Source organism: Jiangella rhizosphaerae (genome assembly GCF_003579925.1).
GTDB classification, from domain to species: Bacteria; Actinomycetota; Actinomycetes; order Jiangellales; family Jiangellaceae; genus Jiangella; species Jiangella rhizosphaerae.
Window position 1 is genome coordinate 1 of record NZ_QUAL01000441.1, and the last position, 12286, is coordinate 12286.

The 12286-nt window shown below is 74.4% G+C and carries 12 protein-coding genes; 10 read left to right on the forward strand and 2 right to left on the reverse strand.

Annotated elements, in window-relative coordinates; genetic code table 11:
* A partial coding sequence (locus DY240_RS30935) for a Dyp-type peroxidase (RefSeq protein ID WP_119663490.1) occupies nt 1-1088 on the forward strand: 1088 nt, incomplete at its 5' end.
* Between the two features lie 10 nt (nt 1089-1098).
* Here DY240_RS30935 and idi read toward each other — a convergent pair.
* Nucleotides 1099-1701: an isopentenyl-diphosphate Delta-isomerase gene (gene idi / locus DY240_RS30940; protein WP_119663491.1), complete on the reverse strand. Its 603-nt coding sequence runs from the start codon at nt 1699-1701 to the stop codon at nt 1099-1101.
* 167 nt (nt 1702-1868) lie between these two features.
* On the opposite strand from idi, the gene betC reads away from it, so the two are divergent.
* The 6 genes from betC to DY240_RS30970 all read left to right on the forward strand — a co-directional run bounded on the left by betC (nt 1869) and on the right by DY240_RS30970 (nt 8437).
* Entirely contained in the window at nt 1869-3335 is a 1467-nt protein-coding gene (betC, locus tag DY240_RS30945; RefSeq protein WP_119663492.1) for a choline-sulfatase, read from the forward strand.
* A gap of 222 nt (nt 3336-3557) precedes the next feature.
* Complete coding sequence (locus tag DY240_RS30950) at nt 3558-5378, forward strand: AfsR/SARP family transcriptional regulator (protein ID WP_158603068.1); 1821 nt, start codon at nt 3558-3560, stop codon at nt 5376-5378.
* Nucleotides 5375-5980 carry a carboxymuconolactone decarboxylase family protein gene (locus DY240_RS30955; protein WP_119663494.1) on the forward strand — a complete coding sequence of 202 codons (606 nt, stop codon included), beginning with the start codon at nt 5375-5377 and terminating at the stop codon, nt 5978-5980. The genes DY240_RS30950 and DY240_RS30955 overlap by 4 nt, the downstream gene beginning before the upstream one ends.
* A 452-nt stretch (nt 5981-6432) precedes the next feature.
* Nucleotides 6433-6939, forward strand: coding sequence for a GNAT family N-acetyltransferase (locus tag DY240_RS30960; RefSeq protein WP_199702804.1), 507 nt, complete (start codon nt 6433-6435; stop codon nt 6937-6939).
* A 34-nt stretch (nt 6940-6973) separates the two neighbouring features.
* Nucleotides 6974-7621: a pyridoxamine 5'-phosphate oxidase family protein gene (locus DY240_RS30965; protein WP_199702806.1), complete on the forward strand. Its 648-nt coding sequence runs from the start codon at nt 6974-6976 to the stop codon at nt 7619-7621.
* A 24-nt stretch (nt 7622-7645) separates the two neighbouring features.
* Nucleotides 7646-8437, forward strand: a complete 792-nt coding sequence (locus DY240_RS30970) for an endonuclease/exonuclease/phosphatase family protein (protein WP_119663495.1) — start codon at nt 7646-7648, stop codon at nt 8435-8437.
* 59 nt (nt 8438-8496) lie between these two features.
* On the opposite strand, the gene DY240_RS30975 is transcribed toward DY240_RS30970, so the two are convergent.
* Complete coding sequence (locus DY240_RS30975) at nt 8497-9867, reverse strand: FAD-binding oxidoreductase (RefSeq protein WP_119663496.1); 1371 nt, start codon at nt 9865-9867, stop codon at nt 8497-8499.
* 117 nt (nt 9868-9984) lie between these two features.
* Between DY240_RS30975 and DY240_RS30980 the strand changes: the two genes are divergently transcribed.
* Genes DY240_RS30980 through DY240_RS30990 form a run of 3 tightly spaced genes read left to right on the forward strand, consistent with a single transcriptional unit; the run spans nt 9985 to nt 12285 of the window.
* A complete protein-coding gene (locus DY240_RS30980) occupies nt 9985-11088 on the forward strand; it encodes a sulfite oxidase (RefSeq protein ID WP_119663497.1) in 1104 nt (367 codons plus the stop codon).
* Between the two features lie 59 nt (nt 11089-11147).
* A complete protein-coding gene (locus DY240_RS30985) occupies nt 11148-11762 on the forward strand; it encodes a DJ-1/PfpI family protein (protein ID WP_119663498.1) in 615 nt (204 codons plus the stop codon).
* A 4-nt stretch (nt 11763-11766) separates the two neighbouring features.
* Complete coding sequence (locus DY240_RS30990) at nt 11767-12285, forward strand: MarR family winged helix-turn-helix transcriptional regulator (RefSeq protein WP_119663499.1); 519 nt, start codon at nt 11767-11769, stop codon at nt 12283-12285.
* Nucleotide 12286: the final 1 nt, after the last annotated feature.

A 12286-nucleotide genomic window follows, 5' to 3' on the forward strand; every position in this document is an offset into this window, starting at 1 on the left:
GGGCGACCACCTCGCCCGGCGCGGACGCCGCCACCCCGGCGCCCGGCGGCCGCCCCGACTCCGTCGATCCCACCGGCACCCACCAGGCCGGCATCGCGCGGCCGGACACCCCGCAGCCGCACGGCCTGCTGCTCGTCCTCGACCTGGTCGCGACGCCGTCCCCCACGGCGCCGTTCCGCGACGCCGTCCGCGCCCTGTGCGCCCGGCTGGGCACCGCGATCCTCGACCTCACCGGCGAGCGGGCGGCCGAGGCGGGGCTGCTGGACGGGCCGGGCGACCTCACGGCGACGGTCGGGCTCGGCCCGCGCGTGGTCGCGGCGTTCGGGGCCGGGCTCCCCGGCGCAGAGCCGCTGCCGGCCTTCGCCAAGGACGCCGCTGTCCCGCCCGAGCGAACCGGCGGCGACCTGCTCATCGCCGTCTACGCGAGCGACCCGAACGACGTGCACCGCGCCGCGTCGTGGCTGGCCGAGCGGGCCGCGCCGGACGCCGTCGTGCGCTGGTCGCAGCGCGGCTTCCGGGCGCCCGGCACCGGCACCATCGCGCGTAACCCGCTCGGCTTCCACGACGGCGTCATCGTGCCGCGGACCGCCGCGGAGCAGGACGAGCACGTGTGGATCGCCGATGGCCCGTTCGCCGGCGGCAGCATCTGCGTCGTACGCCGCCTGCGCCTCGACGTCGCCCGGTTCAGCTCCGAGCCGGTCGAGCGTCAGGAGGCGGTCGTCGGCCGGCACCGCAATGACGGCTCACCGCTGTCCGGCGGCGGCCCCACCGGCGAGGTCGACCTGCTGGCCAAGACGCCGGACGGCCAGTACGTCACACCGGCGCGGTCGCACGTGCGGGCCGCGCACCCGTCCGTCACCGGCAGCGCCCTGATGCTGCGCCGCGGCTACGCCTTCGACGACGGCGAGTCCGACGCCGGCCTGCTGTTCGTCTGCTTCCAGCGCGACCTGCGCACGTTCGTGCAGACCCAATTCCGCCTCGACGAGGTCGACGACCTGGGCGAGTACGTCACACCGACCGGCAGCGCGACGTTCCTGATCCTGCCCGGCTTCGACGCCGGCCGCCCCCTGGGCGCCACCCTGCCGTGACCCCGTCGGCTCAGGCGGCCGAGCCGAGGGCGGCGGGCGGCAGCGCGCGCCAGTCGCCGGGCGGCCAGGCGAGCGGGTCGTCGGGCAGTGCCGCCAGTTCGGCGACCTGCCAGGCGCACCACGGCGACACCTCGCGCCGTCCGGCCAGGACGTCGTCGCGGAACGTCGGCCAGGCGACCCACTCGACGGCGTCCACCTCGGACGGGTGCGGCTCGGGCCGGTCGGCCGTCACGGCGGCGAACACCGGGCAGACCTCGTTCTCGACGACGCCGTTGGGCATCACCGCGCGGTAGCGGAACCGGGGCAGGACGGGACGCACCCCGCTCAGGCGGATGGTCAGCTCGTCGGCCGCCCGCCGCGCCAGCGCCGCGGCCATGTCCTCGTCCGGGCCGGGGTGGCCGCAGAAGGAGTTCGTCCACACGTCCGGCCAGGTCGCCTTGCCGGCGGCGCGCCTGGTGACCAGCAGCGAGCCGGCAGCGTCGAACACGTAGCACGAGAACGCCAGGTGCAGCGGCGTCGCCGCGTGGTGGACCTCGCTCTTCAGAGCGGTCCCCACGGCCTCGCCGGCGGGATCGAGCAGCACGACCCGTTCGCCGAGCAGCGTGTCTGCCATCGCGCGGTCCCCTTTCGCCGAGCGCCGTCGGAAGAACGCCGGCGGGCGTCCGTGAAGGATGCCCCAAGCGCACGGTACGCGGCAATCGCCGCGCATGACAGGATGCGGCTCTGGGATCGATCCCACGCACGCCAGCCGCCCAGCCGCACCCGGAGGTAGAGACGTCGATGGCCACGCCGGCGCAGCCGAACATCGTCCTGATCATGGCCGACCAGCTGGTGCCGTTCCTGATCGGCGCCTACGGCCATCCGGTCGTCCGCACACCGCACCTGGACCGGCTGGCCGCCCGCGGCGTCCGGTTCGACGCCGCCTACACGCCCAACCCGCTGTGCGCCCCGGCCCGTGCCGCGCTCATGACCGGGCGCTACGCCTCGTCCGTCGGCTGCTTCGACAACGCCGCGCCGTTCCCGTCGGACCAGCCGACCATTGCCCATCACCTGACCAACGCCGGCTACGAGACCGCGCTGACGGGGAAGATGCACTTCGTCGGCCCCGACCAGCTGCACGGCTTCCGGCACCGGCTCACCACGGACATCTTCCCGGCGAGCATGGACTGGGTGCCGACGGTCGACGCCCAGGGGCGGTTTCCACGGGGCGGCCACGCCCATGCGTACGTGCCGCCCGAGGTCGGCGTGCGCCCGTGGACCAAGTTCCTGACCTACGACGAGGAGACGGCGTTCCGCGCGTGCGAGTTCGTCCGCGAGCGGGCGCGCCGGCCCGACGCCGAGCCGTTCTTCCTGCTGGCCTCGTTCCACCACCCGCACGACCCGTTCCACGTCACCCAGGAGCTCTGGGACCTCTACGCGGACGAGCCGATCGACCTCCCGCAGCCGTGGGCCGGGGTTCCTCGCTCCGCGCTGGACCAGTGGCTGGCCGACGCCCACGACACCGCCGGCGTCGACCTCGCCGATCCCGCCGCCATGCGGGCGCTGCGCCGGGCCTACTACGGCCTGGTCACCTACGTCGACCGGAAGGTCGGTCAGCTCCTCGACGCGCTGGAGGAGACGGGCCGGCTCGACGACACCGTCGTCATCGTCACCAGCGACCACGGCGACATGCTGGGCGAGCGCGGCATGGTGCAGAAGCGCTGCTTCTACGAGTGGTCGGCGCGGGTGCCGCTGCTCGTGGCGTTCCCCGACGGCCGAGGCGCCGGCACGCGGGTCGCGACGCCGGTCTCCATGATGGACATCGCGCCCACCGTCTGCGAGCTCGCCGGCGTGCCCCGGGACGGCCTCGCCGGCATGGACGCGCGGAGCCTGCTGCCGCTCGTCGACGGCGACAGCGCCGGCCGGGTGGTCATGTCGGAGTACCACTCCGAGAAGGTGCACGCGCCGTCGTTCATGGTGCGGCGCGGTGACCACAAGTACGTCTACATCCACGGCCACGGAGCGCAGCTGTTCGACCTCGCGGCCGACCCCGCCGAGCGGCGCGACCTCGCCGGTGGGCCGGGCGCCGCCGGCCTCCTCTCCGACCTTCATGCGATCCTCACCCGCCGGTTCGACCCGGACGCGCTGGCGGCCCAGGCCGCCGACAGCATCCGCCGGCGCGAGCTGATCAAGAACGCCGTCCGGCGCAACGGCACGTCCTGGGACCATGTGCCGCGCTTCCCGCAGCGGGAACGATACGTACGCTGACCAGCGTCGTCGCGCGTCACACGCGCCTTCACACGGCGGTGCCGGATCGTCATGCGACGGAGCATCACCACCGGACCAGGGGGGAACGGGAGCGTGAGCACACAACAGCCCGTCCAGCGTCGCGCCGCCGGCCTGAGCGGAGCCCGGCCGCGACATGGCGGGCCGCCAACCATTCCGCGACCCGCCATTCGCGGTCACAATCGACCCAGCGGGGGGTATCGCATGGGGACGATCCGGCTGCTGGGGCCACCGGTCATCGAACGCGACGGCCGGCCGGTCCGTGCGCCCCGGGGCCGGAAGGCGTGGGTGCTTTTGGCGTACGTGCTGCTCGCCGACCGTCCGCCGAGCCGGCAGCGGCTGGCCGAGCTGTTCTTCGCCGACGCCGAGGATCCGCTCGGCGCGCTGCGCTGGACGCTGGCCGAACTGCGCCGCACGCTCGGCCGGTCCGACGTCCTGACCGGCGACCCGGTCTCGCGTGGCGGCCTGCCCGACGACGCCGTCGACGCGCGGGCGCTCATGGACGAGCTCGCCGATCCCGCCCCACTGTTGGAGGCCCGCGGCGAGCTGCTCGAGGGCGTCTACGTGGCGTCCTGCCCCGAGGTGGAGTCGTGGCTGGCGGTCGAGCGTCATCGCGTGTCGGCGCTGATCGAGACCCGGCTGCGGCAGGCCGCGGTGACGCTGCTGGCCGGCGGCCGCGCCGGCGACGCCGTCCCGTACGCGGCCCGGGTCGTCGAGTTGAACCCGCTCGAGGAGGGCAACCACGAGCTGCTGGTCCGCACGCTCGCGATGGCCGGGGACCGGACGGCGGCGCAGCGGCAGGTCGCGGCCGCCCGCGACGTACTGATGCGCGAGCTGGGCGTCGAGGCATCGGCGGCACTGAGGGAGGCCGCGTCGGCCGCGTCGGACTCGCCTCGGACATCGGCCATGAGCGGCCGGGCGGCGGCATTGAGCCAGCTCGACGCGGGCCGCGCGGCGATCGTCGCCGGGGCGATCGATCCCGGCATCCAGTGCCTGCGCCGGGCCGTCGCCGAGGCGGCCCGCTGCCGCGACCCGCAGCTGCAGGCGCGGACGCTGACGGCGCTCGGCGGGGCACTGGTGCACGCCGTCCGCGGCCGCGACGAGGAGGGCGCGCTGGTCCTCCACGAGGCGCTGCGGTTCGCGACCGCCGCCGGCGACCGCGCCACGGCCGTGACCGTGCACCGCGAGCTGGGCTACGTCGAGGTGCAGGCCGGCCGCCGGTCGGCCGCGCGGACCTGGCTGGCCCGTGCCCAGGAGCTGGCCGAGACCGACGCCGAGCTGGCCGCGATCCTCGGCGTGCGAGGGCAGAACGCCTCCGACGAGGGCGACTATCCGGCCGCGTTCATCCACCTCGGCGAGTCGATCGAGCGCGCCCGCGCCGCCGAGGACGACCGGCAGGAGGCGTGGTCGCTGTCCATCCTGGCCCGGGCGCACCTGCTGCGCGACGAGCGGCACCAGGCCGCGGCGGCCGCGGACCTGTCCCTGCGGATCGTCCACCAGCAGCGGTGGATGGCGTTCCTGCCGTGGCCCAAAGCGCTGCGCGCGGAGGTCGACCTGCGCAACGGCGATCTCGCCGCCGCCGCCGACGGGTTCGAGCAGTCCTGGGTGCTGGGCTGCCAGGTCGGCGACCCGTGCTGGGAGGCCATGGCCGCCCGCGGGCTCGGCCTGCTCAGCGCCGGACGCGGGGACCACCGTGCGGCCGCCGACTGGCTGGGCGAGGCGACCGTCCGCTGCAACCGGGTCACCGATCGCTACCACTGGATGCAGGGCCACATCCTCGACACCACCATCGGCACGGCCCTGGACCGGGGCGACGAGAACCGGGTCCGGCCGCTGGTCGCGACGCTCGGCGCACTGGCCGCCCGCGGCGACATGCGCGAACTGGTGGTGCGAGCGCAGGTGCACCGTCACCGGCTCGGCGACGGCGGCGCGCTGGCGACCGCGCGGGTGCTCGCCGCCGACGTCGACAACCCCGCCCTGCTCGCCCTGATCGACGCTCCCGACCGACCGAAGGTGGCACGATGACCAGTCCGCACTTTCTCAGCGACGCACCGGACTCGCCCGCGGCGCGACGCCTCTACGAGCAGGACCTCGCCGAGGACGGCTACGTCATGAACGTCTCGCGGCTGTGGGCGTACGACCCCGCGGCGCACGAGAAGCTGTTCGACCTGATCACCCACGTGTGGGAGAGCAACGGGATGACGTTCCGGCAACGCGGCATCCTGGTCGGCGCCGCCGCGTCGGCACTCGGCGACTCGGTCTGCTCGCTGGTGTGGGGGTCCCGGCTGGCCGGCGAGGCCGACCCGGAGACGGCGGCCGCGGTCCTCACCGGCCGCGACGACGGGCTGACCGCCGAGGAGCGGGCGATGGCGGCGTGGGCACGCAAGGTGGTCCGCGACCCGAACGGCACCGCCGGCAGCGACGTGCAGGACCTGCGCGACGCCGGCTGGTCCGACGGCGAGATCTTCGCGATCACGGTGTTCTGCGGTCTGCGGGTGGCGTTCTCGACGGTCAACGACGCACTCGGCGCCCGGCCGGACGCGCAGATCCTGGACCACGCGCCGCAGGCCGTCCTCGACGCCGTCGACTACGGCCGCCCGATCGAGGACGCCATCACCGCCGGCTGACGCATCGCGGCCGGTCGGCCGGTCAGGGTGTTCCAGGCCTCGCTCGCCGCGCGGCCGGACATCTCGGCCGGGCCCGCGGATCGTCCCGGATCGCTGCAGATCGGGCTGGTGTGCGGCGCGCTTTGCAATGAGCACCTGAGCCGCGCGCTCGGCACAGCCGCCGGCTCACCGATGCGCCGTCGTCACCCGTCGCGTGGACACTTCACTCGCTCGAGGACCGAATGCCGGGCGCTCCGGCTCCCGGAACGGCCTTCACGCGGGTGAGGTGCCAACGAGGCGAGCGGAGCGGCGGGGGCCCGGTCGTCGACCGGGGGGTCTACCGCCGCACCCGCCCGGACCGCTATGATGAGCGTGTACGGCACGCCTTCCGGCTCGGCTCCACCGACCCGGGAGGCTTTCGGCATTTCTGGGCCCTTTCGCCGTCCCCACCCCACCGTTTCCGAGGGAGAAGCATGTCCATGCCCGTCGTCCGTCCCGCAGGCGCCGCCGACCGCGCCGTCCTCGAGCGGCTCTGGCTGATGTTCCGGCACGACCTGTCCGAGTTCCAGGGCGGGCTGCCCAACCCCGACGGCACGTTCCGCAGCGATCGGCTGGCCGCCGCGTTCACCGATCCCGACCGGCTGGCCTACGTCGTCACCAGCGACGAGCACCCCGCCGGCTTCGCGATCGTCCGCGGTCTGGCCGCACCCACCCGCGTGCTGAGCAGCTTCTTCGTCGTCCGCGGGCTGCGCCGCCGCGGCGTCGGGCTGGCCGCCGTCCGGGACGTCGTCGAGCGGCACCCGGGCCCGTGGGAGGTCGCGTTCCAGGACGCCAACACCGGCGCCGTGCGGTTCTGGCGGCGGGTCGCGACGGCGCTGGCCGGGCAGCGGTGGACCGAGGAGCGGCGGGCCGTGCCCGGCCGGCCCGAGCTGCCGCCGGACGTCTGGATCTCCTTCGCCGTGGCCGCGGCGACGACCTGAGCCCGACCGGCCGCGGACAGGGCACAATGCGACGATGGTGACGAACGAGACGCCGGCGCCCACCCGCCTGACCCGCATGGCCGACAAGGCCGTCACCGACCTCCCGGCGCTGCACGCCCTGCTCGACGACGTCCTGCTGGGGCACGTCGCGGTGGTGGTCGACGGGCATCCGGTCGCGTTCCCGACCGCCGTGGCCCGCGACGGTGACCGGCTGCTGGTGCACGGGTCGACCGGCTCGTCCTGGCTGCGGACGCTGAGTGCCGGCGCGCCCGCGTCGGTCACCGTCACCGAGCTCGACGCGGTCGTGGTGGCGCGGGCGTCGTTCGAGTCGTCGTTCCACTACCGCAGCGCGGTGCTGTTCGGCCGGTTCACCGCCCTCGACGGCGAGGAGAAGGAGCGGGCCCTCGACGTCCTGGTCGACCGCATCCTGCCCGGCCGCTCCGCCGAGCTGCGCCGGCCGACGAAGCGCGAGCTGGCGGCGACGCTGATCCTCGCGCTGCCCATCGCCGAGTGGTCGCTCAAGGTGTCGCGGCGTCCGCCGGACGACCTCCCCGAGGACGTCGAGGGGCCCGCGTGGGCGGGCATCGTGCCGCTGCGCCGCGGCTACGGCGATCCGGTCCCCGCGCCGGACCTGCGCCCCGGCATCCCCGTCCCGCCGTCGGTGCGCGCGCTGACTGACTGAGCGGCGGCGGGGTACGAACCCGCCATGCGCGTCATGACGTGGAACGTGTGGTGGCGGTTCGGCGAGCAGTGGCGGGAACGGCAGATCGGCATCGCCGCGACCCTGGCCGCGCACCGGCCGGACATCGTCGGGCTGCAGGAGTCGTGGTCGGTCCGTGAGGCGTCCCAGGCCGCGGTGCTGGCGGCACCACTGGGCATGCATTCGGTGTTCGCGGGCCCGTCCCTGCCCCACCCGATCGAGGAACCCGGCCACGACGACGTCGACCTCGGTGTGGCGATCCTCAGCCGCTGGCCCATCCGGCACTCGTGGACGCACCGTCTGCCGTCCAGCCGGGTGCAGCCGCCGATCGCCCTGGTCGCCGTCGTCGAGCACCCCGACGGCCCGCTGCACGTCGTCTGCTCGTGTGCCGAGCACCACGCCCACCTCGCCGACGACCACCTCGCGCAGACGCGCGAGCTGGCCCGGCTGGTCACCGACCTGAGCAACCTCGGCGGCACGCTGCCCGTGCTGCTGGTCGGCGACCTCAACGCCGGCCCGGACACCCCGGAGATCGCGGCGCTCACCGACGGCGACGCGCTCACGGACGCCTGGACGGCCAGCGGAGCGGCCGGCGACGGCATCACGCTGAGCGCCGCGCTGCCGGACGCCCCGCTGGGCGCGGCGAAGCAGCTGAACCGCCGCATCGACTACATCATGTTCCGCGCGTCGACCGGCGGGCACGCGCCGGCGGTGAAGAGCGCCGCCGTGCTGGACGAGCCGGTCGAGGGCCTGTACCCGTCCGACCACTTCGCCGTCCTCGCCGACCTCGCGCTCTGACCGCCGGCGAGTCCGCCGCTGGCCCCGCCGGCGGTGGCACGCCGGGCCGCACCGCGTCCCTATGGCGCGATGTTCTGGTTCAGGTGGAACACGTTGTCCGGGTCGTAGGCGCGCTTCACCGCCCGCAGTCGCTCGTAGTTGACGCCGTAGTTGGCGGCCACCCGGTCCTGGTCGTCGGCGGCCATGAAGTTGACGTAGCCGCCCTCCTCCGAGTACGGCGCCGTCGCGGCGGAGTAGTCGCGCACCCACTGGATGTTGGCGTCGTTCTGCGCCGGGTCCGGCCACATCCCCGCGATCACCGTCGCGAACGTCGCGTCGCGGTGGCCGAACGCCGTCGCGTCCGGCGCGACCCGGTGGACCGCGCCGTTGATCGGGTAGATGTGCATGGTCGAGTTGACGACCGGCACCTTCGGCCCGTGCTCCAGGTGCGCCGCGACGGCGTCGTCGGTCAGCTCCCGCACGAAGTTCGCCTTCCAGTAGTGCTGCAGGCCCGGCGGCACGAGGCCGTCGAACGCGCTGTTGAGCGCGGGGTACGGCATCGGGCCGACGTGCTCGGCGACGATCGGCGCGACGTCGTGCAGCGGCTTGAGCACCCGCTCGCCCTCCGCCAGCGGCCCGGCCCAGCAGGCCACGAACGCCAGGAACGGCTCGCCGTGGCGGTCCTCGGGGATGAACGGCAGCGGCGGCGCGATCTGGTAGGCCGGGAAGCCGCCGAACTGCTCCGGCGCGCTCTGGATGAACTCGCGGTAGAAGCGCAGCACGTCGCCGGCGTCGTCGAGGGAGAAGAACATCGGCCCGCCGTAGATGTCCTTCACGGGATGTAGCCGGAACTCCAGCGACGTGACGACGCCGAAGTTGCCGCCGCCCCCGCGCAGCGCCCAGAACAGGTCCGCGTTCTCGTGCTCGCTGGCCACCAGGATGCGCCCGTCGGCGGTGACGACGTCGGCGGAGACCAGGTTGTCGCAGGACAGCCCGAGGCCGCGGGCCAGGTAGCCGATGCCGCCGCCCAGCGTCAGCCCGCCGACCCCCGTCGTCGAGATGATGCCGCCGGTCGTGGCCAGACCGTACGGGTAGGTGGCGGCGTTGAAGTCGCCCCAGGTCGCGCCGCCCTCCGCGCGCGCCGTCCGGGCTCCCGGATCGACCCGCACCCCGCGCATGGCACCGAGGTCGATGACGACGCCGTCGTCGACCGTGCCGAAGCCGGGCACGCTGTGCGAGCCGCCGCGGACGGCGACCTCCAGGTCGTTCGCCCGGGCGTACCGGACGGCGGTCGCGGCGTCGCCGGCGTTGGCGACCCGCACCACGACGCGCGGCCGCCGGTCGATCATCGCGTTGTACACGCGCCGGGCCTGGTCGTAGCCCTCGTCGCCGGCGGCGATCACCGGGCCGCGGACCTGCTCGCGTAACTGGTCGAGTGTGAACTCGGACATGCTTCTCCCCCCATGGGTGTCGACGAACACCACAGGTCTCCCACCCCGGCGTGTGACGCCACGTGTGACGTCGGCGGCCCATTGCCAGGCCCGCGCCGCAGGGGTAGGACTGAGCCCATGGACACGGTCGACGACTCGGTGAGCGCACCGGCGCGCGTCGCCGATCCGGGTGAGGCCATCTCGGTCGACGAGCTCCGGCTCGCCGCGCGCAACCACGGCCTGCCGCTCGAGGCGTTGCGCTACGACGTCACGCCGGCCGGCCTGCACTACCTGCTGACGCACTACGACATCCCGGCGCTGGACCCCGGCACCTGGCGGCTGTCGGTGTCCGGTGCGGTGGCGCGGCCGCTCTCGCTGAGCTTGGACGACCTGCGCGCCCGGCCGCGGGCCGCCCATCGCGTCACGTTGGAGTGCGCCGGCAACGGCCGGGCCCTGCTGAGTCCGCGGCCGGTCAGCCAGCCGTGGCTGGACGAGGCGGTCGGCACCGCGGAGTGGACCGGCACCCCGCTGGCCGGCCTGCTCGCCGAGGCGGGCGTGGCCGCCGGCGCCGTCGACGTCGCGTTCACCGGCGCCGACCACGGCTTCGAGCGCGGCGTCGAGCAGACCTACCGGCGCGGGCTGCCGCTCGTCGAGGCCCTGCGCGACGACGTCCTGCTGGCCTACGAGATGAACGGTGCGCCGCTGCCGCCGCAGCATGGGGCGCCGGTGCGGCTGATCGTCCCCGGCTGGTACGGCATGGCGCACGTGAAGTGGCTGGTCGACGTCGCCGTGCTCGAGTCGGAGTTCGACGGATTCCAGAACGTGACGGCGTACCGGCTCAAGCAGGCGGCCGACGAGCCCGGCGAGCCGGTCACCCGCATCCTGCCGAAGGCGCTCATCCAGCCGCCGGGCGTGCCCGACTTCCAGAGCCGCGTCCGCGTGGTGGACAGCGGAGTGGTCGAGCTGACCGGGCGGGCGTGGTCGGGCTGGGCGCCGGTGGAGTCCGTCGACGTCAGCACCGACGACGGCGCCAGCTGGCGGCCGGCCGAGCTCGGCCCGCAGCCGGGCCCGTACGCATGGCGGTCGTGGCGGTTCGCGTGGACGGCGACCCAGCCCGGACGGTACGAGCTGCGGGCCCGCGCCCGCGACGCCGCCGGCCACGAACAGCCCGTCGACCAGGCCTGGAATCGGCAGGGCATGGCCAACAACCACGCGCAGCGGGTCACGGTCGTCGTCCGCTGAGGAGAGCGTCTCGATGAGGCCTATTGACAACATGTTCCCAATATGACAACATGTTGTCCATGACCACTTCCACCGCACACATCGCTCTGTACGACACGCTCGCCGACTGGGAGATCGGGCACCTGCTCGTCGAGCTGCGCACCGGCCGGTTCACCGGCACGCCGTGGAACGTCGTGACCGTCGCCGAGTCGGCCGAGCCGATCACCACCATGGGCGGGCTGCGCGTCCTCCCGGACATGGTGCTCGCCGACCTCGAGCCGGGTGCGAGCGGCCTCCTGGTGCTGGCCGGCGCGGCCATGTGGGACGAGGGCGGCGGCCGGGCATGGGCGGACGCCGCGCGGCGCTTCCTCGACGCGGGGGTTCCGGTCGCGGCGATCTGCGGCGCGACGGCCGGCCTCGCGCGGGCCGGCCTGCTGGACGATCGCGACCACACCAGCGCGGCCGTCGAGTACCTGACGTCCTTCGACGGCTACCACGGGAAGGACCGCTACGTCGACGCGCGCGCCGTCGTCGGCGGCGACCTGATCACGGCCGGGCCGGACTCGCCGGTGCAGTTCGCCCGCGCCACGCTGAGCCGGCTCGGGCTGGCGCCGGAGCGGACGCTGCAGGCGTACGAGGACGTGTTCCACGGCGCCGACGCAAGTGCCTATCCGGCGCTGGTCGGGGCACACTGATCCGATGACCGCAGCGGAGCCCGCGCCCGACGTCCTCGTGCCGCCGCGTGAGGACTGGCCGGAGCCGCCGCCGGAGACTCCGGCCGGCCGGGCGCTCACCGAGGTCGCGCTGACGACGTTCCGGCTCAACGCCCGGCTCATGGAGGCCGCGCAGGACATGGCCGCGGCGGGCGGCATCACCGCCGCCTGGTGGCAGGTGCTGGGCGGCGTCCTCGACCAGCCACGCACCCATGCCGACATCGGCCGGCTCATGGGGATGTCCCGGCAGGGTGTGCGCCGGGTCGCCGACCTGCTGGTCGAGCAGGGGCTGGCGGAGTACCGCGACAACCCCGCCCACCGGCGGGCCAAGCTGCTGGCCTGCACCGAGGCCGGATACTGGGCGATCCGCCGCATCTCGTTGGTGCAGCATCCGTGGGCCGAGCACGTCGGGTCGCAGGTCAGCCTCGACGACCTCACGCACGCGCTGGCCACGATGCGCGCGCTCGTGGCCGTCCTCGAGGCGGACCGCCCGGCCGGCGACTGAG

Excerpts from the sequence above, each read along its gene's own strand:
- DY240_RS30985 (WP_119663498.1), top strand. The coding sequence starts at position 11,148 with ATGACCACTTCCACCGCACACATCGCTCTGTACGACACGCTCGCCGAC.
- DY240_RS30955 (WP_119663494.1), top strand. The coding sequence starts at position 5,375 with ATGACCAGTCCGCACTTTCTCAGCGACGCACCGGACTCGCCCGCGGCG.
- DY240_RS30990 (WP_119663499.1), top strand. The coding sequence starts at position 11,767 with ATGACCGCAGCGGAGCCCGCGCCCGACGTCCTCGTGCCGCCGCGTGAG.
- DY240_RS30950 (WP_158603068.1), top strand. The coding sequence starts at position 3,558 with ATGGGGACGATCCGGCTGCTGGGGCCACCGGTCATCGAACGCGACGGC.
- betC (WP_119663492.1), top strand. The coding sequence starts at position 1,869 with ATGGCCACGCCGGCGCAGCCGAACATCGTCCTGATCATGGCCGACCAG.
- DY240_RS30970 (WP_119663495.1), top strand. The coding sequence starts at position 7,646 with ATGCGCGTCATGACGTGGAACGTGTGGTGGCGGTTCGGCGAGCAGTGG.
- idi (WP_119663491.1), bottom strand. The coding sequence starts at position 1,701 with ATGGCAGACACGCTGCTCGGCGAACGGGTCGTGCTGCTCGATCCCGCC.
- DY240_RS30980 (WP_119663497.1), top strand. The coding sequence starts at position 9,985 with ATGGACACGGTCGACGACTCGGTGAGCGCACCGGCGCGCGTCGCCGAT.
- DY240_RS30960 (WP_199702804.1), top strand. The coding sequence starts at position 6,433 with ATGTCCATGCCCGTCGTCCGTCCCGCAGGCGCCGCCGACCGCGCCGTC.
- DY240_RS30965 (WP_199702806.1), top strand. The coding sequence starts at position 6,974 with ATGGTGACGAACGAGACGCCGGCGCCCACCCGCCTGACCCGCATGGCC.
- DY240_RS30975 (WP_119663496.1), bottom strand. The coding sequence starts at position 9,867 with ATGTCCGAGTTCACACTCGACCAGTTACGCGAGCAGGTCCGCGGCCCG.